This window comes from Citrobacter sp. Cpo061 (assembly GCF_030332845.1).
Classification (GTDB): Bacteria; Pseudomonadota; Gammaproteobacteria; order Enterobacterales; family Enterobacteriaceae; genus Citrobacter; species Citrobacter portucalensis.
Genome location: NZ_JAOWHB010000036.1, coordinates 440,778 through 460,589, shown reverse-complemented (window position 1 = coordinate 460,589; position 19,812 = coordinate 440,778). Strand labels below are relative to the sequence as shown.

The 19,812-nt window shown below is 47.7% G+C and carries 19 protein-coding genes; 2 read left to right on the top strand and 17 right to left on the bottom strand.

What is annotated here, in order from left to right:
• Positions 1-76 precede the first annotated feature (76 nt).
• From OGX97_RS08225 to OGX97_RS08180, 10 genes are all read right to left on the bottom strand, one after another.
• Positions 77-511, bottom strand: a complete 435-nt coding sequence (locus OGX97_RS08225; protein ID WP_235123915.1) for a hypothetical protein — start codon at positions 509-511, stop codon at positions 77-79.
• Positions 504-1,076, bottom strand: coding sequence for a DUF6896 domain-containing protein (locus OGX97_RS08220; RefSeq protein ID WP_235123912.1), 573 nt, complete (start codon positions 1,074-1,076; stop codon positions 504-506). Before OGX97_RS08220 ends, OGX97_RS08225 begins: the two co-directional genes overlap by 8 nt.
• 580 nt (positions 1,077-1,656) lie before the next feature.
• On the bottom strand, positions 1,657-2,604 hold the full coding sequence (locus tag OGX97_RS08215; RefSeq protein WP_235123910.1) for a Csu type fimbrial protein: 948 nt from the start codon (positions 2,602-2,604) through the stop codon (positions 1,657-1,659).
• Complete coding sequence (locus OGX97_RS08210; RefSeq protein WP_235123907.1) at positions 2,595-4,748, bottom strand: fimbria/pilus outer membrane usher protein; 2,154 nt, start codon at positions 4,746-4,748, stop codon at positions 2,595-2,597. The genes OGX97_RS08215 and OGX97_RS08210 overlap by 10 nt, the downstream gene beginning before the upstream one ends.
• Positions 4,749-4,899: 151 nt before the next feature.
• Positions 4,900-5,616, bottom strand: coding sequence for a fimbrial biogenesis chaperone (locus tag OGX97_RS08205; protein ID WP_060682266.1), 717 nt, complete (start codon positions 5,614-5,616; stop codon positions 4,900-4,902).
• 22 nt (positions 5,617-5,638) lie between these two features.
• A complete protein-coding gene (locus OGX97_RS08200; protein ID WP_003832728.1) occupies positions 5,639-6,124 on the bottom strand; it encodes a Csu type fimbrial protein in 486 nt (161 codons plus the stop codon).
• Positions 6,125-6,379: 255 nt separating this feature from the next.
• Positions 6,380-7,384: a tryptophan--tRNA ligase gene (trpS, locus tag OGX97_RS08195; protein WP_032943285.1), complete on the bottom strand. Its 1,005-nt coding sequence runs from the start codon at positions 7,382-7,384 to the stop codon at positions 6,380-6,382.
• 215 nt (positions 7,385-7,599) lie between these two features.
• Entirely contained in the window at positions 7,600-9,384 is a 1,785-nt protein-coding gene (locus tag OGX97_RS08190) for a diguanylate cyclase (protein ID WP_235123893.1), read from the bottom strand.
• A 119-nt stretch (positions 9,385-9,503) separates the two neighbouring features.
• Positions 9,504-10,613 carry an AI-2E family transporter gene (locus tag OGX97_RS08185; RefSeq protein WP_003832733.1) on the bottom strand — a complete coding sequence of 370 codons (1,110 nt, stop codon included), beginning with the start codon at positions 10,611-10,613 and terminating at the stop codon, positions 9,504-9,506.
• A gap of 299 nt (positions 10,614-10,912) precedes the next feature.
• Positions 10,913-11,278, bottom strand: a complete 366-nt coding sequence (locus OGX97_RS08180; RefSeq protein ID WP_048214280.1) for a VOC family protein — start codon at positions 11,276-11,278, stop codon at positions 10,913-10,915.
• A gap of 320 nt (positions 11,279-11,598) precedes the next feature.
• Between OGX97_RS08180 and OGX97_RS08175 the strand changes: the two genes are divergently transcribed.
• On the top strand, positions 11,599-12,558 hold the full coding sequence (locus tag OGX97_RS08175; protein ID WP_008784653.1) for a YbgA family protein: 960 nt from the start codon (positions 11,599-11,601) through the stop codon (positions 12,556-12,558).
• Positions 12,559-12,570: 12 nt separating this feature from the next.
• Here OGX97_RS08175 and OGX97_RS08170 read toward each other — a convergent pair whose 3' ends face one another.
• The 7 genes from OGX97_RS08170 to OGX97_RS08140 all read right to left on the bottom strand — a co-directional run bounded on the left by OGX97_RS08170 (position 12,571) and on the right by OGX97_RS08140 (position 18,964).
• Complete coding sequence (locus OGX97_RS08170) at positions 12,571-14,499, bottom strand: putative bifunctional diguanylate cyclase/phosphodiesterase (RefSeq protein WP_218659297.1); 1,929 nt, start codon at positions 14,497-14,499, stop codon at positions 12,571-12,573.
• Positions 14,500-14,516: 17 nt separating this feature from the next.
• Positions 14,517-15,011: a molybdopterin-dependent oxidoreductase gene (locus OGX97_RS08165; RefSeq protein WP_048214277.1), complete on the bottom strand. Its 495-nt coding sequence runs from the start codon at positions 15,009-15,011 to the stop codon at positions 14,517-14,519.
• A gap of 410 nt (positions 15,012-15,421) precedes the next feature.
• Positions 15,422-16,063: a helix-turn-helix transcriptional regulator gene (locus tag OGX97_RS08160; RefSeq protein ID WP_008784655.1), complete on the bottom strand. Its 642-nt coding sequence runs from the start codon at positions 16,061-16,063 to the stop codon at positions 15,422-15,424.
• Between the two features lie 127 nt (positions 16,064-16,190).
• On the bottom strand, positions 16,191-17,159 hold the full coding sequence (locus OGX97_RS08155) for a threo-3-hydroxy-L-aspartate ammonia-lyase (protein WP_149607194.1): 969 nt from the start codon (positions 17,157-17,159) through the stop codon (positions 16,191-16,193).
• Positions 17,160-17,186: 27 nt separating this feature from the next.
• The gene (locus tag OGX97_RS08150; protein ID WP_003832744.1) at positions 17,187-17,582 is read right to left on the bottom strand and encodes a RidA family protein; all 396 of its coding nucleotides are present in this window, start codon (positions 17,580-17,582) and stop codon (positions 17,187-17,189) included.
• Positions 17,583-17,827: 245 nt separating this feature from the next.
• Positions 17,828-18,136 carry a monooxygenase gene (locus tag OGX97_RS08145; protein WP_057067232.1) on the bottom strand — a complete coding sequence of 103 codons (309 nt, stop codon included), beginning with the start codon at positions 18,134-18,136 and terminating at the stop codon, positions 17,828-17,830.
• Positions 18,137-18,172: 36 nt separating this feature from the next.
• Positions 18,173-18,964, bottom strand: a complete 792-nt coding sequence (locus tag OGX97_RS08140) for a PhzF family phenazine biosynthesis protein (RefSeq protein WP_048235441.1) — start codon at positions 18,962-18,964, stop codon at positions 18,173-18,175.
• Positions 18,965-19,093: 129 nt separating this feature from the next.
• Between OGX97_RS08140 and OGX97_RS08135 the strand changes: the two genes are divergently transcribed.
• Positions 19,094-19,792 carry an RluA family pseudouridine synthase gene (locus OGX97_RS08135; protein ID WP_032943309.1) on the top strand — a complete coding sequence of 233 codons (699 nt, stop codon included), beginning with the start codon at positions 19,094-19,096 and terminating at the stop codon, positions 19,790-19,792.
• The last annotated feature ends 20 nt before the right edge of the window (positions 19,793-19,812 follow it).

Genomic DNA, 19,812 nt, shown 5'->3' with positions numbered 1-19,812 from the left:
CATCAAGCTCGATTAAGAAGAGAAGAAGACATTGTTTTTAGGTAAGATGAATGGCTCAACTCATTAGCATGTATCTTTAAGATCTCAAAGCAACTTTCTTAGGGCGTGTTACTTTTTTCTTTATCATATTGCTCTCTCCTTTACGCCCATTAATAACATAATGCACTTCGCAAAAAATTCTATACTGCGAAAAGAAATGTGAAAGTGCTATATGTAATTCACCTGCCCATGGAAGACGCTCAACTTCCTTATCAAAAAAATGATGTATAAAGCCAGTACTTTCTCTAAGATGAAAAACATTATTTCTAAATATCCTGAGTGAGTTCGAATGTTCGTTCATCAATTTTCCGATGCCATCTGAAATTGGTAATAATTCTTTAAATTCTCTAGGACGTTCATTATCGAGTAAGAGTCGCATGTTTAAGCTTTTAAATCCTTCGCAGACCACACCTAAAAAACCTAACCATGTAGAGAGATAAATTCCCATGTCAAATTTATCTCTCTCACTCAAATGGCCATTCTTTGTCATTTTTTTTGTTGAGCTTATTGTAATTTTTAAACATAAGATCAGCCGTTTCGAAATAATGAATTTGTAATGTTAATACGCGGTCGTGATTGCGACATGGGAGCATGTCCTCAGGGATGCGGCAATCTGTATCTATAGCGTAAGTATGTGGGACATTAGCAAAATAATAAAGATCATGATCTGGAAAAATCAGTTCTCCATCATCTAGGGCCTTTTTTAAATGATCAGAGACATCATCAAAATTTCTGAATCCGTAATCTATTAGATTTTCCCCTGCAAAGTTGGTCAACCACCAAGAATTAAACCCTCCTACCTCACCTCGCCCCCCAAAATCAAAATCTACGCTCCCGGAGTTTAGATCTACCCTGCATCCAGTCCCATGTTTATAATATTTGACACCACCATCTAACTCACCAACATTGGGTATATCAGATTCAATCCACCCATAGCAACTTGATGGCATTTTAATTCCAGACCGATGCATTAGCTTTAAAGCCACTTGGACATTTTCTTGAAAATCAACAATCAAACGATAAAGATTATTATTCATACCACAAGCTCACTTCAAATTATTGAGAAATGGATGCAAGACTTCACTCGGAACCAAAAACGCTATTAAGGATAATATCCCTTTTCCCGATAAATTAACACTTGTTATGCTCTTGATATCCGCTTCTGGCACTAAGCAGTCGTAAGAGAGGGCACTGTTTATCACGTAAGATTTGATTAGTTGAAGGTTATAAGTACGAATGATCAAATCGGTGATGAGAATGTGATGTGCAAAAGGCAGGCATACAACAACTCAAAGACTGAACAATGTGCGGTGGCTCGAAATGAGCTACGGAAATATGTTAATGAGAGGAATGAATGATCTGTGTGGTTATGGAGCGGTTTAACCCTACTTGAGGGCGTGATTTTGGAGGCAAATTGGGGCATAAACAGGCACACATTAATAGCTGCTATACCCTGATCCTTAAGTTTATTATCTTACTGATTTATATTTGTTTAACTTTGTGGTTGATTGATTTTTCCCTGTGTAATTGCAGCGTGTTTTCGTGCAAATAGCGTGGCAGGGCGTCATTGCAAAAAAACACCCAGCGCATTGGCTCACTGACCGAAAAATCTGTGAGTTAATAAGTTAACGTAATCACTACAGTGTCAGTATAACCCCCTGGTGATGGCCATTTCTGCGCTGGGACGGAGCCGTAAACCACCAGGCTCTGCGCTTGCCCATCAGCGGAATACTGTTTTTCCGGATTGCCCTGCGTCCATTCCATGGAGTGTGCTGCATCCTGATACAGCGCATAGTTTACGCACTCACCGTTATGACACATTGAACGCTGGTTCCCCTTGGGGTGCAGACCATGACCGATGCTGACGGAATAATCCGTCCCGGTTGGGCACTGGACAGTAATATTCGCCGTGGATGTCGCCTGTAGCAAATCGCTCTGGGCGGGGCTCTTGCTGCCGAATGCCATATCATCCACGTTGACAACTTCACAGCCGTTTTTCACCGTGGCAGAGGCGCTCATCTGGTCAGTAATTGTTGTACCATTCAGGGCGCCACAGGCCGGGAGCGCTTGTAATGAATTGGCTGAGGTGTATGCAATTTGGATTGCTGTGGCGTAATCATAGTATATCCCGGCGCTGACATTACTCTGACCGGGGTTTATCTTGCCGATAAGCGGTATGTCATGTTCAGCGGTTCCGCCTGTAGATAAAGCAAAATCGATTTGAGCATACACGTTGTTGTTTTGACTCAGCGGTGAATGTTGATTGTAAATCGAGTAGACCGAAAAATAGAGCGGGGTACTTGAAGGTTCGTTCTGGCTCATCGCCAGCGGATTGTTCGCCATAACCTTTAGACAGGCGCGGACATACTCGGCCTGACCGTCGTAATTATTACAGGTAAACGAAAGTCGGGTTGCGGTTGTCTCAGTTTGTCCGGGGGTGACAGTACCAAAATCCAGTCCAGCAGGGCTACCATTCCAGCAGTTAGCGGCCTCAGCTACTGGGCTGAATTTAAACATCATCACCACAAAAAGGGCGATAAACCAAAGGGAACGAGTTACTGACATAGTGCGTTTATTTTCTCCACCGAATGAGAAGAGTTAAATTGTGATGGCAGTTTTAGCGAACAAGAGTTAGATGCCCACTGAACGTTCAGCGTTCCGCCTGTCGGGGGATCTTCCAGATAAATTTTACCTTCATAACCAACAATGGTTTGTGGGGTGCCCTGACTGGGTGTCTGTCCATGAGTATCCTGCACGCTAACTTTTGCGGAGAAGGGCACATTTTTACCATCACGCATAGTGACGGTTAACAGAACGGCATGTGTGCGATAAATGTTAAAATTGGCGACGGCACCGCGCCCGGTTTGCGGGATCAGGATTTCATTAGTGTAGGGGGCGCGATAATCTTCATCGAGACTGAGAGGATCGATGTCGATATGGTTTGCCTGGTACGGATTAAGGTTGTTCAGAAACAGCATGCCATTACTATCCGTATGGCCAACCGGGCGATGTTCGAGATAAATCGGCACATTCGGTACCTTAGCCGTATCTACGAGGGCGAAAGCGCTACCTAATTCGCGGGTGGCGTAAAAGTGCCCCATAAACAAACCTACGGCACCGGTCATTGAACCGTAGTAGTTATTTTGTTGTTCATCACGATTATAGCCTAACGCCAGATCGCTCCAGGTGTTGCGGCGCTGGAGGCTTGCATGGATGCTTCTATTCTTACCTTGTTGTGCAGAGAGATTCCAACCCCAGCCCGGTTTATTAGATTCCAGTGAGCGCGTTAGGTTAGCTTGCACGGAATTTCCGTCTTTATCATGGTTATCCTGGATTGAGAGGTAATTCTGATGACGGAACAGTGGAATACTGAACGTGACGTACACGGTAGTGTTGTGATCGTCGCCAAGTGCTTGTGTGATGCTGGATGAAATGTTGATCTGGTTATCAAAACTTTTAGACCAGGATAATCCCAGATAGCGTTCCGCATACTCAGGGAATGTCTGGCTGACCCAACTCGCACCGAAAGTGCCCGTCATATCAAACGACACGCTGGCAAATGCAGAATCTTCACGGGTGGCAATATCATTATCTGCTATAGATGAAATATCGCGAAATCCCCGAGTGGCCTGTGAGTGTGAGAGCGAGAAATTAAAAATCTGATTGTTCCACTGCCAGCCGGAACCCCATTGGTTGCCACTATTGGCCTGATAACGGCTGGTGGCTGCGTTGGCATGTAGCGTCCCCAGTGACGGAGAGAGCAAATAGTCCCAACCGATCCCTTGATTATGCAGGCTGCCACTCTGTTCGGTATGCATGCCGATGGTGGTACTGTCGTTCAGCCCGTGACGCCAGTCGCCCACACCTACCAGTTGTGGATCATAGGCAAAAGAACGATAGGTATAATCTTCACGTACCCAACCCAGGCTCATACCCCAGGTTGTAAGGCCATCAGAAAGGAGTTGGTTGGTGCCGTACAGATTCAAATCCACCACGCGTTGTTTACCATTCACATCGGTGATGACCACCTGCGCACCTTCGCTGCCGGTAAAAATCGGCGCTGTGTTAAGCGTAAATTGTCCGGGCTGAACTTTCTGCGAGGAGGTTCTGATTCCTCTGACGTACAGATCAACCGTGGATGGGAGCGTAACACTATCGGTCAGGATATCCTGCGATGACGTATTGAAGGTGGGTTGGGTACTGTAGTTATGCGCAAGGCTAACGCCGCCAAAACGAACGCTATTTGTCCATGATTGCGAGGATGTAAAACCATCGCCGATCCTGAGTGTGAGCAGTTTATCCACGTTTTCGTAGTTCCAACTACTCATCAGGCGATGAGTACCTGTTTGTGCCTCGTTGCTGCTCGACTCCTGTGTGTTAAAAGAGGTCGAGAAAAAGCCGGGGCCAACGCCAAAGGTGCGAAACTCGCTATAGGCTGAAGTCTCTTGTACGCCGTCTTCATTGCTGGCAAATAAATCGTAGTTAAGTGCCAAACCCCGCACTTCAGGTGATAACTCGGACATACGGATAAGGCGCGAGCTATTGCTATTGGAAAGATGGCTTTCTCTGTCGAGCCAGTTTTTACTGGCAGTAATAATCAGGCTTTGATTCAGGTTGTCGAAGGTAACACTGAGGCCATCTTGTGAACTGATATCAAAATAACCCTTTTGTTCCGGCAGGGATGACTCTTTCAGGTTAAGCTTATCCATATCTTGAGCAGCAATATAAATCTTATTATTGCTATTTTTGGCTTTGATAAACCCCTTAACTGGTTGATCATTTATCGTTGCAGTCAGATACAGTGTCTCATTTTCTGCTGACTGGACAGAAGGACATACCAATAAAAAAACAACAATGGATTTAAGGTGTAATGTTAATGATCTGCGTTTTAGCATTGTCATTCAAATTAAGTGATAAAGATGACGCAGTAGTTATTCCATTCGGTAACGGCCATTCCTTTTCACTATGCGGTAATACATACCCGAGTAATCCATTGCTCATGGCAACACTTTTCTTGCCAGAGAAAATAAAAACATCGCTTAATTTAACATGTTGGGTACCATTGTTTTTTATTTTTAACATTAATGGATGAACTGAACGATCGATTGATACATCTAGTTGACTACTGACGGGTTGGGTATCTTTACAATTAACAAATACCGGGATGGAGTAACGCAGCAAGAAACGAACCCCATCTTTATCAGCCATATTATTTTCACCAGGGAGTTCATCAACGATAATACGGTAGGCCTGCTCGGTATCACCACTACCTGGCGTTGCTAAGATAACCCGGATCAATTGCTGGCGGGAGACCGGGATTGTGGTCATAGGAGGGCTAACCATTACATCCTGGGTCTCGGTCAAGTTGTCTTTATTATTTTGCTGTTTCCACGCATAGACACGGATCTGTGCCCCGATAGTGGCGCTACCCGTGTTACGTACATAGATAGCCTGGGCTGATTCTTTACCACAGAATCCCAGGGTGACCGGGTACACCTGCAAGGTGGCAGCGTATGAATTTATTGTGCAGGCCAGGCTCAAGACGCTAACACCAACCCATAAAATAAATCGTTTCATATGCTGCACCTTTAATATTAAATCAATATGTAACTGTTAATGTAACGGTATCGGTATAGTCCCCAGCAGAGGCCTGTTTCAGGGCATTTGCCGTTACTTTCCCGAAGATGGGCAATGCTTGCTGTTCACCGGTACCGATAGCTGAAATACCGTTATCAGCCAGAGAAGTGCCGCCAGGATGATCGGTAGAAAGGGTATAGGCTACTTTTTTTGCATCGGCGGTGTCGTTAGAACTCATTTCGAAATCGTGAGTTTTATCCGTTCCGAGCATATACCCTGTGCCGTTTGTACAGGTTACATAAGCTTTGGCAGAGGCTGTAACAGCCCCATCATTACTACCGTGTGAACCAAAATCCATATCATCAACGCTGACCTTGCATGATTTTTCGACGGTCAGTTTTACCGTCATTTGGTCGCTAACGCTGCCTGAATCATCTGCAAAGACAGCGGATGAAAATAAAATGCTAATCGCAGTCAGAGATAATGCAGTGGCTTTACGGTTAATCATTTTAAAACTCGCTAAGGTTATATAATCGATTTTATAAGGGTGGGAAAAGGCGAGGAAGGATAGAGATTACTGGTTAATTTTGATTATGTATTTGTGCTATGTGTAAATCATGTAAATGGCTGGAAAGGGTAGTTACATTCAGCAGGGTATCATTGAATCACAACCTCGGGTGTCACGTGATATGAGTTGAATTAGCGCCATAAAGAGTCATCCCTCCCGATGCTTATTTCCCACCGGGAGAGACATCAATCCAGATTAAAACACCGGCAAACCCAGTCCTTGCTTCACTTCTCTTAATGTCTGCTGCGTAATCTCGTGCGCCTGCTCGCTTCCTTTTTTGAGCATCGCCATCAGCATGCCTTTATCCTGAATGTAGGTTGCACGCCGCTCGCGCATTGGCGCGATGAGTTCTTGCAAGCACACTTCCAGCTCGTTTTTGCATGTCCGGTCACCCAGTCCACCCCGTTGGTAATGCGCTTTCATTTCCGCCACTTTTGCTTTATCCGGATGAAAAGCATCGAGGTAAGTGAATACCATATTGCCGTCTATTTGCCCTGGGTCGGACACTTTCAGATGATTAGGGTCGGTGTACATTGCGCTAACCGCGCGGTGAATGGTTTCTTCGCTGGCTGACAGGAGCAATGTGTTACCAAGCGATTTTGACATTTTGGCATTTCCGTCGATCCCTGGAAGGCGGCTGGTTTCACTCAGCAGCGCTTTGCAGTGCGATAGGACGGGGGCCGGTAACAGGCTATTCATCTTATGCACTATCTCATTAGTCTGTTCAATCATTGGCAACTGATCGTCGCCGACGGGAACGACTTCGGCTTTGAAGGCCGTAATATCTGCCGCCTGACTGATGGGATAAACCAGAAAACCAACCGGTAACGAGCGGGCGAACCCTTTCTGCGCAATTTCGTTTTTGACCGTAGGATTACGCTCCACGCGAGCCACGGTGACGATGTTCATATAAAGCGCGGTTAACTCTGCGAGAGCAGGCAGTGCAGATTGCAGACAGATGGTGGTAAGTGACGGGTCTATTCCTGCGGCAAGATAGTCGGCAAGTACTTCGGGAATATTGTTGCGGATCTTTTGCGGTGTGCTGCCGTTATCGGTTAACCCTTGTAGGTCAGCCACCAATATAAACTGCTGATAATCGTGTTGCAGCGTGGCGCGCTGGCGCAATGACCCCACATAATGGCCAAGATGCAGCGGGCCGGTGGGACGATCGCCAGTGAGGATGATGGTTTTATTGTTCATGTAAGACTCCTTAGTCATAAAACCGAAAGGGGTCTCTAAATGCAAATAACCGCCTTTCGGCGGTTATTTAAAATGAGGAAAACACATTCTGACCGCCTTTAAGAAGGCAGCCACCACAGGTTGTGATTAAAACCGTTGATATCGTGTTTTGTGTTCATCCAATTAACATACCACCTGGCGTAGAGGTAAAGCAATGCCCGAAGTGCTGGCTCCTATCAGCTCGCTTCCAGCATGCCAAAGCTCACAATGCGCGAACGACCTAACTCTTTCGCGCGGTACAGTGCGACATCTGCGGCGCGTAACAGGTTGTCGCTCTGGGCATGCTGCGGGTAACTGGCGACACCTATAGAGACATCCACGTGTCCAATATCGGAAACGCCAAAGCGCAGCGACAGTTCGCGTACGCCGTTGTAGATTTCCGTAGCAAAGCGGTTAGCGGCCTGTTCATCCGTATTGGCCAGCAGTACCAGAAACTCTTCACCGCCGTAGCGGAAGGCCATGCCGCTGTCGTGGACAACGCGCAGAATAGTCGCAGCGATACTTTTGATTACGCTATCGCCTGCCTCATGGCCAAAGCGGTCATTAATACTTTTAAAATGATCGATATCGATCATCAGGCAACTGATCGGTTCTTTGTTACGCACTGCCTGGCTCATCTGGGTACGCAGTGTATCTTCAAGATGATGACGGTTGCGCAGTCCGGTTAGCGGATCGTAGAGCGCTTTCTCCAGCAGGGCGTCACGCAGACGCTGGTTGGCTAATGCGAGGCCGAGTGCTTCTGCCATCAGCTCCAGATATGCACGGGAGGGGGCGGAATCATCGCTAAGGTTCTGGAATGAGAGCAGGCCGATGGCTTCGCCCTGGGCAATCAGCGGGACGCACAGAGTGTGGTGCTGGCATGACTCTGGCAGATGGTAGCAGGCGATATCGGGTTCACCTTGTACCGGAGGATGACTCTGACCGCGGCGCACAGCCCAGCATTCGTCCGGGTGGAACGCATCCGCTTTACCCTGCGGAGAAAGCCATTGCGCAACGCAGCGCATTTGCCAGGGTTCCTGGTCCAGTATGTAAAGCCGCCCGGCGATACCTGGAGCAATATTCGGTGCAAACAGCTCTGCCACATTGATGACATCGGCAAAACTCTCGCAACCCTGCAGACGTTGCGTCATGCGCGCCAGCAAATCGCGGATTGCCCAGTCGGCATCTCGCTCTTTCTCCAGTCTCTGACGCGCCAGACCGTTCTCGCGAAATATCCGGATCGCCTGTGCCATGTCGCCTATTTCATCTATCTGGTTAAAACTGGGCGTCTCAACGGCATAATCCTGCGATGCGAGACGGTTTACGACATCGCTCAAACGCACGACGGGGCGCAGGACGCGACGCTTTAAAATGAAACCGAGAACGAATAAAAACAGCAGCGCCGTCAGACCGACCATCACTTCAGAGGCCGTCCGCAGCATGCGGGATGACTGGGTTGCATCTTCAATCGTATTACGTACGCGGTTATCGAGCAGTTGGCGGAAATGATCTATCCGGTCCTGGGCGCGTTCCAGTTCCTGTTCATAGCTTTTCCCATAGAGCAGGGCAATAGCCTGCGACTCTTCTGCGCGCGCGATGCTGGCAAGCGCCGCAGCTTGCTCGTCCTGCAGGGCATCAACAATCTGCAGCCCTTCGTGCAATAGCGCCAGCTCTTCATCCGTTGCTCCAAGGTCCTTGAGCTTCGACAGACGATGCTCAACAGCTTTCAGCGACATTTCTTTCTGACGATAGGCGTCAAGCACCTCAGGATCTTTTGCAATAACATAGTCGCGTGCCAGGTCTGACAGCGACCAGGCATCGAGTTCGACTTCTTCGGTAAGTTGATCGAACTGATAACGCTGTTCTACCACCTGGCGTTCTGTGTTATCGGCGCTGGATGCCATCAGCATGACAACGCCTGAAGCGATGGTCAGGCATACCGTCGCGCTATAGGCCCAGTTGGTGATTGTGGCAATTCGCACTGATTAGTTCCTTCTGCGACGATTAATGAATACGCATGATTGCAATTATAGGAAACGCATGATTTTGCGTGAAAATAAAAAAGGCGGTCCCGAAACCGCCTTCTGTTATCGTCCTGCAATCATAAATCTGGAGGATTTTTTCCTTCTTCCATAAAGGCTTCGTCGATTCCTTCCACGTTACCTTCATGGTCACGCCCGGAAAACAGGTTCCAGCAGGTTATGAATAGTGCAGCAATCAGGGGGCCAATCACAAAGCCGTTAATGCCGTAGATCTCCATGCCTCCGAGAGTGGTAATCAAAATCAGATAGTCCGGCATTTTGGTGTCTTTACCTACCAGCAGCGGGCGCAGGATATTGTCCACCAGCCCAACGATAATCACGAAGAAGCCAACGATAAACAGCCCTTGCCATAGCTGGTGGGTGGCGAACAGGAATATTGCTGCAGGTACCCAGACGATCGCTGAGCCCACGGCAGGCACGAGGGAGAGAAACGCCATCAACGCCCCCCACAGAACGCTGCCGTCGATATCCACAATTGCAAACGCGATGCCGCCAAGAATACCCTGAACCAAAGCGACGACCGCCGTGCCCTTAACGGTTGCCCGCGTCACGCCGACGAATTTGGCAAACAGGTGCTGTTTGGCAAAATCAGAAAGGGGTAATGAGTCCAGAATCTGGCGCACCAGATACGGTCCATCCTTCAGTAAGAAGAACAGCAGATACAGCATGATGCCAAAACTGATAGCAAAGCCGAATGTCCCTTTCCCAATCAGAAATGCACTGCCAGCAAGGTACTGCCCGCCTTGCAGCACGACATCGGACAGTTTTTTCTGGATCTGCGCGACATCATCCAGATTGTGTTCTGCCAGAAATCCTCTGGCCCAATCAGGAAGGTACGAAAGAATAGAAGTGACGACTTCCGGGAACTGCGTGTCATTCTGTTGCAGTTTGGTGTACACCACGTTCAGTTCAATGGCCAGCGATGACAGGATTACCATCAGCGGGATAAAGACAATCAGACAGATAATGACGATGGTAATCAACGATGCCAGCCCGTTGCGTTCGCCAAGCGCGCTACGCAGTCTGTTTTTTACCGGGTTAAAGATAGTCGTTAATATCGCGGCCCACAAAATGGCGGAAAAGTAGGGGGACAATACATCGAAGAACGCCCAGGTCACGAGGGCAAGTATGAAAATGAAGAAACCTTTAGTTAGTCCGTTAAATCGCATTAGTGAACCCTGTAATGAGAAGCAGTCCCGACTATAGAACCGTTCAGGGGATTTACCAACTTTAGCTGCAGATATTTAGAATAAAGATGTTGCACTAAAGCTACATTCTTATTGTCCTTGCTTCACTGGCGGGAGAGCTATCCTCGCCTCAGTTCAAACTTAATCTTAGACATATACGAATTCCTTCTTTTCAATGATACTCTTATGTCTTGACTTCAAATAAGCAGCGTTATTACAGCTCTTCAGACAGATTCAATATCAACGTCGAATAATTTTTCGATATCCAAACTGCACCTTAATCAGTCCGGTGCATGGCAGACAGCCTCAATATTATGGCCATCAGGTGCAATGACAAATGCGGCATAGTAGTTTTCACTATAGGAACGTAAGCCAGGTGCTCCGTTATCCTGGGCTCCCGTGCGCAAAGCAGCATTGTAAAATTCATCAACTTGCTGCCGGGTTTTTGCGACAAACGCCAGATGCAGAGGAGCCGGCTTGTCATTCGTCTGGAACAGACAAAGTGAAACATTCTCGGAGCCCATTTCAACACCGTAGCTTGGTGTGCCTTCATCGATGAGTTCTACGCCAAGCGGTTGAAGCGCGTTGAGAAAGAAAATTTTACTTTTTTCGTAATCACTTACACCGATTTTTACATGATCGAACATACTTTATTCCTCATGAAGATATGAACAAATAAAGAGTATATAAAGAGATTGAAGTCGCATTCACGTAAGAACCTGTCAATGTGATGAACATCAATTTAGAGATCTATATATCTACAGTACCTGCCTTTGCTGTTTTAATTGGATTCTTTGATTGCCTGGTTTGTATCCCGCCTAAATATTCATTAGGAATGGCACGATTATGGGGGATACTTACACTTGCATCTATCAGTTCAACTCACAGCAGATAACTTACGCTATGATTTAATAGTGAAACCGTCATTTTTTCCCGAAAAGGGTCGTCAATTAACGAGGGGGTCGCTATGAACACTCAGCCTGTCATCGGGATTAGTGGATGTTTAACTGGTTCAGCCGTGCGATTCGACGGTGGGCATAAACGGATGGGGTTTGTGATGGACGACCTGGCTCAGTGGGTGACTTTCAAACCTGTCTGCCCAGAGATGTCCATCGGTTTGCCTGTACCACGTCCCGCGTTGCGTCTGGTTCAAACCGCCCAAGGGAATGTCCGCATCTGTTTTAGCCATGCGCCTGGTGAGGATGTAACCGATAAAATGTCCGATTTCACCAACTCATATCTTCAGGGACTTGGTGGCCTCTCGGGTTTTATCGTCTGTGCTAAATCACCGAGTTGCGGTATGGAAAGAGTGAGACTGTATGACGAGAAGGGAAATCGTGGGCGAAAAGAAGGGACTGGTCTGTTTACTGGCGCGTTAATGGAAACCTACCCGTGGTTGCCAGTCGAAGAAGATGGCCGCTTGCACGATCCAGTGCTGAGGGAGAACTTTGTCGAACGCGTGTTCGCATTGCATGAGCTTAATAGGCTGCGGGCCAATGGTCTTACTCGCCATGGCTTACTCAACTTTCACAGTCGCTATAAGCTACAGCTTCTGGCTCATCACCAGGCCGGTTACCGGGAAATCGGCCCATTCGTTGCCTCGCTTCACCAGTGGGATGATTTGGACGCTTTTTTCGTTGTCTATCGTGAAAAGCTCATGACGATCCTCAAAAAGCCCGCCTCACGAAAAAATCACACCAACGTACTGATGCATATCCAGGGCTACTTCCGCGAACGGTTGAACTCCCGCCAGCGCGGAGAGTTACGTGACGTTATCCTCAACTATAGCGGTGGGCTGCTGCCAATATTGGCGCCTCTGACGCTACTCAAGCACTATCTGGCTGAATACCCAGACAGCTATCTGCTTACCCAGAACTATTTTGATCCTTATCCGAATGATTTAGCGCTACGGTTGATGATCAAATAGTCTGAGAGCGATTCAACCGTTTCTGATTTTCTCATCGATACAAGGCTGAGGTTTACCAAACAGATATCCTTGGGCGAAATCGCAGCCCAGCGCCTGAAGGCTTTTTAGTTGTTCCTGCGTTTCAACACCTTCAGCAACAGCCTTCATATTGAGGGATTTCGCCATGCCGGTGATCAGTTTGATGATATTAAGCGCATCTTCCTGTGTGGATATTGAATGGACAAACGACTTGTCTATTTTAATTTTATCGAAGGCAAGCCTGCTCAGGCGCGAAAGGGAAGAATATCCGGTGCCAAAATCATCGATGGAGATTTTTACACCCATGGCTCTGAGTTTGTTAAGTGTGTTCATCGGCGTCGTACTCTCAGTGAAGAGAGAGGATTCTGTTACTTCCAGTTCAAGACGATCGGCTGGGAGTCCAGTTTCTTTCAGAATAGACAGTACGATACCGACAAAGGCTTTGCTGCTTAGCTGGACAGGAGAGACATTCACTGAAATTTTAGCCGGAACCGCCCAACAAGCCGCTTCCCGGCAGGCAATTTCAAGCACAGCTTTCCCCATCTCATTAATCATTCCGGTTTTTTCAGCAACAGGAATAAAGTTATCCGGCGACAGGAGGCCCTTTAGAGGATGGAGCCAACGAATTAGGGCTTCATAGCTATAAATTTCCTGGCTGAAGGAGTCAACAATGGGCTGATAATAAACCACGAATTCTTTGTTCACTATTGCCAATGCCATATCATGCTCAAGCGTTCTGCTTTCTTGTAGCTTTTCTAACATTCGTTGTCGGAAGACTTTTATCTTACCAGAGCCTTCACCTTTGGCTTCATAAAGGGCCAGATCGGCAAATTTATAAAGATAGTCGGAACGACGTTCAGTGTCTGAGATAACAATGCCAACACAGGTGGTTATGTTGATAATCGTGTTATAAATAGTGTAGGGCTGGCTGATAAATTCACATATTTTCTGGGCGCGCAAAACAGCGTGGCTTTCTGTCAGGCCACTTGAGAGAAACGCAAATTCATCTCCACCCAGGCGATACAGCGTATCCGAAGTAAGGCTCATCGAAACCAGTCGGTCAGATATCTGGCGTAGCAACATATCACCGGCATCATGACCATACGTATCATTTACTTCTTTGAATCGATCTAAATCAAACAACATCACAGTCACAGAATCGTGATTTTTTTCTGCTCTCTCAATTGTTTTATTTAAATCGCTCCAGAATAGCTGACGGTTATTCATCTCGGTAAGAGAGTCATGGTAGACGTCATATTCCAGTTTAGCATTCTGAATTTGCAGTTTTTCTTTAGATTTCTGCAGTTCTTCGGCAAGACTCTTGACCTGCAGGTGCGCCCGCAGAATATTTCTGTTTTGATAGAAAATGAGCACGCCCAGAATCGCACTCAGTATTATCAGCAGCACAGAGGTTGCAGAATAAATATAGTACAGCGTCTGGATTTTTTGGTTGGCGTTATTGATCGAGTTAACATCTTTGTTTAACGCACCAGATGAAAGACGACCCAGTGGCGCATCCAGAGTATGCATTTTTTTCAGATAAGCCTGGAGTGCTGAACGGTTCATTTTTTCTAGATTAACATCCAGAAAACTAAGGGTATTTTCAAGTTTTACCGCCAGCTCGCGGTGGGCTATATTGCTTTCGATGTAGCGCCCTAGGTCACCTTCTTTTATCAAATCACTCTGGCTAAGCATAATGTCGAGGCGCATGCGTACATCATCGAGATTCATCGTATCATCGATAGTGTAAAGACCAAGCAACGATTCAAATCGGTAATATTGTGATACCAGCTGAGCAGCAGACCAGGAATCGGTGTAGTGAGTCAGTTTCTGTAACTCTTGTTGCCGTTCATGCACGAGGAAAGAGATATACCCGGTAGATATAAAAAGAAAAAAGATGATGCCAGCCAGTATTCTGTTCATGATGTTCCTCTGAACGCTTACTCAATATCCATACTACTGACCTGCCATGCAGACCTTGAATAATAAATCTGATTATTCAATTCTGGCATGCTGTCATAGGGGTACACAATGAATAACGGGCCTTTGTCACGGATGCGCATATATTTTCCGTTGATTTTTAACGCAAGGATAGCATTGTATTTTTTGAAATCACTAAGAGGGATAACAGTGGTGTAGTCATTGAGTGCAGTGACCTTAACAACAGAGCCGTTCGCCCCGACATAATCCATGAGCTTTTGTAGCGGAATACCCGTAAAGGTAGTGCGTCCATTATACCAAGGGGAAGTGGTCTGGAAACTGACCATGCCCAGCTTCTCAAGGCTGGCGGTATCAAAAACGGCTTTCCCGTCTGCATTTGTATTTTCAATATTACCCGACAGCGTTAAAAGCACTTTACCGGTGGGCCTGGAAAGTTCACCTGCCCATAGCTGGGTGGAGAGTACAAAGCTTACCAACATGATCATTAACCGCATTCTTACCTCACCAATCAGCCGGATGTTAAAGAATTATAATTTAGATATCACGCTATTTATATATATTGCATGGGTATTATTGGTGTAATAACTTCAATATCTTTTTAACTCTTTTAAATCAGTGAGTTAGTTGTTGCTTGTTCTGTTGTGGTGCATTAAAAATGCTGGTGTGTTATTTGAGTAAAGATAAATTTCACTATGTATGTACAAAAATAAATCATCTATTTACTCAGTGCCAATAAATACGCACGAAAATAAAGGTTTATTTTTTCACTGCAGCTGGATTTGGTTGTTTACTGGTGGGTAACTATATCGGGCACGAAGCCACCTTTAGTGGAGCGGGAGCGCTTCGTGTCGGGAATCAAGGACAGAAATTCTATACGCGGCAAGTGTGGTCTATCTGAACCCGTTTATTCACCCGCCTGAGCTGACTGGCGGGCATACAGATAGGCGGTGGCCCTCGATACGCCCAGATGCTGTGCAACCGTATCCATAGATTTGCGTACGTTCAGCAAACCGTCCTGGCGTAATTGTTGAATCAGCAGCTTACGGTCTTGAGGTTTAAGGGCTCGGGCCGTCGTGGCGCGTTTAGCGGCAAAGTCATCAATACGCTGGCGAATGACTTCATTACTGCCGGGATCGATATGTTCCTTAATGGGGGAATTTTCAGTTTCAGTAAAACGCGCAAGAGCACTCTGCATACCACGGAACAGCGTCATATCGACATTCAGGCAAAGTGCCGCTACGTATTTGCCGTCTTCGTCCTTGATGCCAATGGAGGTACTTTTCACCGGACGGCCATCGGCAAACTGATTACTGTAGTTCGCAATGATGCTGGGAAAGTCAGGTGATGCGATTCTCGCCAGGCCAAGCTCGGTTGCTGGCTGGCCAGGTTGACGTCCGGAAAGATTATTATGGATGGACAAAATGGCATGTTCTGGATTTTTGAGGTCATGAACCACCACTTCGCAAAACGGAGAGAAGGTCTCACTCAATCCCCTGGCGATAGTATCAATTTGGCTGAGAAGCGAGTTATTGTCGGTTTTTGGCATGCCAGTCTCCTGCGGTGATGTCTGTTGCCATGATTGCGAGCAGTTTACAGTGACCTGGGAGCGTTTTTCCAGACGGGAGTGTACCGACAGTAAAAGTAGGGTATCTGCATGGCAGATACCCTGTTTATCATCCGGCCAGAAATTCACTGTAGCGACTGATATCCACATTTCCGCCGCTGATGATAATGCCGATTTTCTTGCCGCGAAGCTCAGCTTTACGCGCTCTGGCGGCAGCAAAACCCAAACACCCGGTCGGCTCAACGACGATTTTCATGCGTTCAGCGATAAATTTCATTGAGGCGATTAACTCAGCGTCTGAAACAGTCAGAATATCGTTCACGTTTTGCTTGATAATCTGAAACGTATAGTTCCCGAGATGTTGAGTCTGGGCACCGTCAGCAATGGTTTTGGGCGTATCGATATGAACTATTTTGCCGCTACGAAACGACTGTTGACCATCGTTACCCGCCTCAGGTTCGACACCATAGATGATGCAGTCAGGAGACAGATGTCTGGCCGCCAGGGCGGATCCTGAGAGCAGGCCGCCACCGCCCAGACACACGAAAAGGGCGTCTAACTGACCCACTTCTTCAATTAGCTCTTTTGTGGCGGTGCCCTGGCCTGCGATCACGTGCGGATGGTCGTAAGGGGGGATCAGCGTTAACCCCTGTTTCTCTGCCAGGTCCCGACCAATTTTTTCACGATCTTCAGTATAGCGATCGTAAGTTACCACTTTTCCGCCATAGCCTTTCGTCGCCGCAACTTTGGCCGCCGGGGCATCATGCGGCATGATAATTGTTGCTGGAATGCCTAACAACTTTGCCGACAAGGCAATGGCCTGTGCATGGTTGCCGGAAGAAAATGTCACGACGCCCGCAGCGCGTTGTTGTGGCGTGAACTGGCGTAGCGCATTCATAGCGCCGCGAAATTTGAAGGCGCCCATTCTCTGGAAGTTTTCGCACTTAAAGAAGACTTCCGCGCCAAATTCTTCATTTACCGTTCGGGAGGTCATCACCGGCGTTTTGTTAGCATAATCTGCGATGCGCTCTGCCGCAGCGGCAACATCGTAATAATCAGGCAGTGTCATTTCAGTCATTGTTGTTCACCTGTATGTTGTTAAACGTCACGCTTGCGGGGCCAACGCAATAGCTTCAACTTCCAGCGCAAAACCATAATGAAGTTCCGCAACACCTGCTACTGCACGGGATGGACGGAAATCGCCGATCCACTCTCCATAGATTTTGTTAAACGTCGGCCACTGGTTCATATCCGTCACATAGACGCGAACAGACACCAGATGCTGACGTGATGCCCCAGCACCAGCCAGACAAGCATCAATATTCTTGAGTACCAGCCGGGTTTGATCTTCAAAAGAGGCATCCGCTTTTTTCTCGCCGTCGAAAGTGACCGGCAATTGCCCGGAAATGAAGACGAATCCGCCAGCCGTTGTACTGTGCGAGTAATGACCTGCTGGCGGGAAGCTTCCAGCAGATGAGTTCAGTGTAATGTCCGCGGTCATATGAGAATCTCCAGTCGCCGTTTGTGATTCATTTTGTATAAAATAATACTGTTTGTATTATTTTATACTCCTTCATAGTGCGTTCGGCCAGCGATAGTTTTCGCTAACGCTGATTTTGTGAACTACTGCAAACGTGGCCCAGGCTAAATCACTGTCCTGGAGCGGTGACGGGGATATCGCTGTTGAAAGGGGAAAGCAGGAGGAAATGAAGAAACGCCCCGGGAGGGGGCGTCTAAGGCAAAAGTTTAGCTGATATGACCGTGGTTAATTTTACTTAGCGGTTCATTGATATCGAAGATTTTGAACGTTACTTCCTCCACACCCAGGTGCTTCAGGCGGGCGGTATGCTTTTTGATATAGGCCTGAGCGGTGTCTTCGTCCTGGAACAGGTAGATGCCTCCCGCTTCGTGATTTGCTTCGTTCTCGGTCCAGATTTTCCAGATGAACCCCGGCTCCTGGTTGATTGATTCGGCCAGTTCAACGAGCTGATTCGACATCTCAGCCCCAAACGGACCATGAAAATCAAAGTGTATCTGCACGAGTTTGTTCGACATAAATCCTCCATGGATTGGTTATTTTGGGTAAGGCTGCTAGCGCAACAGCACTTTACCGGTCAGATAAGTTATCGCCTGCCCACTGATATATACACGCGTTCCTGCTAACTGACAGCGTAAATCCCCGCCGCGTTCAGAGACCTGGCGTGCCAGCATCTGTGTTTTATTCAGTTTTCCAGCCCAGTAAGGGATCAGCATGCTATGTGCCGAGCCTGTGACCGGGTCTTCCGCGACGGCTTCGCCCGGGCAGAAGAAACGGCTGACAAAATCGTATTCCCCGTCACCTGGCGCGGTGATGCATACCATTTTCCCCAGCGGAATCATGGCGTGGATGTTTGGGCGCACAGCCTCAACCTGCTGTTGATTTTCCAGCACCACCATGTAATCGCGTGCCACACGCACCTCTTTGTATTCGGTGATGCCTAATGTTTCCAGCAGTAAAGCGGGCGGCACGGCAGATTCGCTTTGCCAGGCTGGAAAATCAAGCGTCAGCCATTCACCGCAGCGCGTGACCGTCAGCGGTCCCACAAAGCGGGTAGCAAATTGGATTTTGGTATCCGGGTAATCCAGATGTTCAAAGATGACATGCGCGGCGGCAAGCGTGGCATGCCCACACAGATTAATTTCACCCTGAGTGGTAAACCAACGCAGCTCAAAGCCATTCTCATTGGCGACAAAAAAAGCGGTTTCTGACTGGTTATGCTGCTGCGCCATCTTTAATAATGTTTCATCGGGCAACCAGTCCGTGAGCGGACAGACTGCTGCGGCATTACCACCAAATGTCGTGGTGGTAAAGGCATCCACCATGTAAAAATCGATTTGTTGCACAGAGTAACCCTCTCATCGCACTCAGGATAAATCACACTCTACCATGCCAGCCATTGGGTCAATGCTCAGATTCGCCACTGTGGTGAAAATTCGTTATCATCCGTTCCCACACCTCATTCTGGCCGCCTGATGTCTACGATCCTCGATACTTTTATTGCCCCGCCTTGCCATGACGAGATAGAGACCCTCTATCAGGACGAGCATCTGGTGCTCATCAATAAACCCAGCGGGTTGCTTAGCCTGTCGGGCAAAAATCCGCAGAATCTCGATTCGGTACATCACCGGCTGGTACAGATTTACCCTGGCTGCACGCTGGTACATCGACTTGATTTCGGCACTTCTGGGCTGATGGTGGTCGCTCGTAACAAGGCTATTAACGCCGCGCTTTGCCAGCAGTTCAGCCAGCGGACGGTCACTAAGGTGTACAGTGCGCTGTTATGCGGGCATCTGGAAAATGACGAAGGGGTTATCGACGCCGCAATTGCCAAAGACCCGGCGCTGTTTCCATTGATGTCGATTTGTGCTCTCAACGGCAAACCCGCGCGCTCGCGCTATCAGGTTGTCGAGCGTTTTTATCATCGTCAGGAAGAGGGGACGTTGCTCCCCTTGACGCGGGTACAACTGACCCCTGAAACCGGGCGCACCCATCAACTACGGATCCATTGTCAGCAGTTGGGACATCCTATTTTGGGGTGCGATCTGTACGGTGGGCGTCTGCTGCCGGGGACTGAACAAACGTCACGGCTGATGCTACATGCCAGTGAACTGCATTTCAGGCATCCCATTAGTGAAGCGTGGATGAACGCCAAAAACGCCAGCCCGTTTTGAGGCGAAAAAAAGCCGCCTGG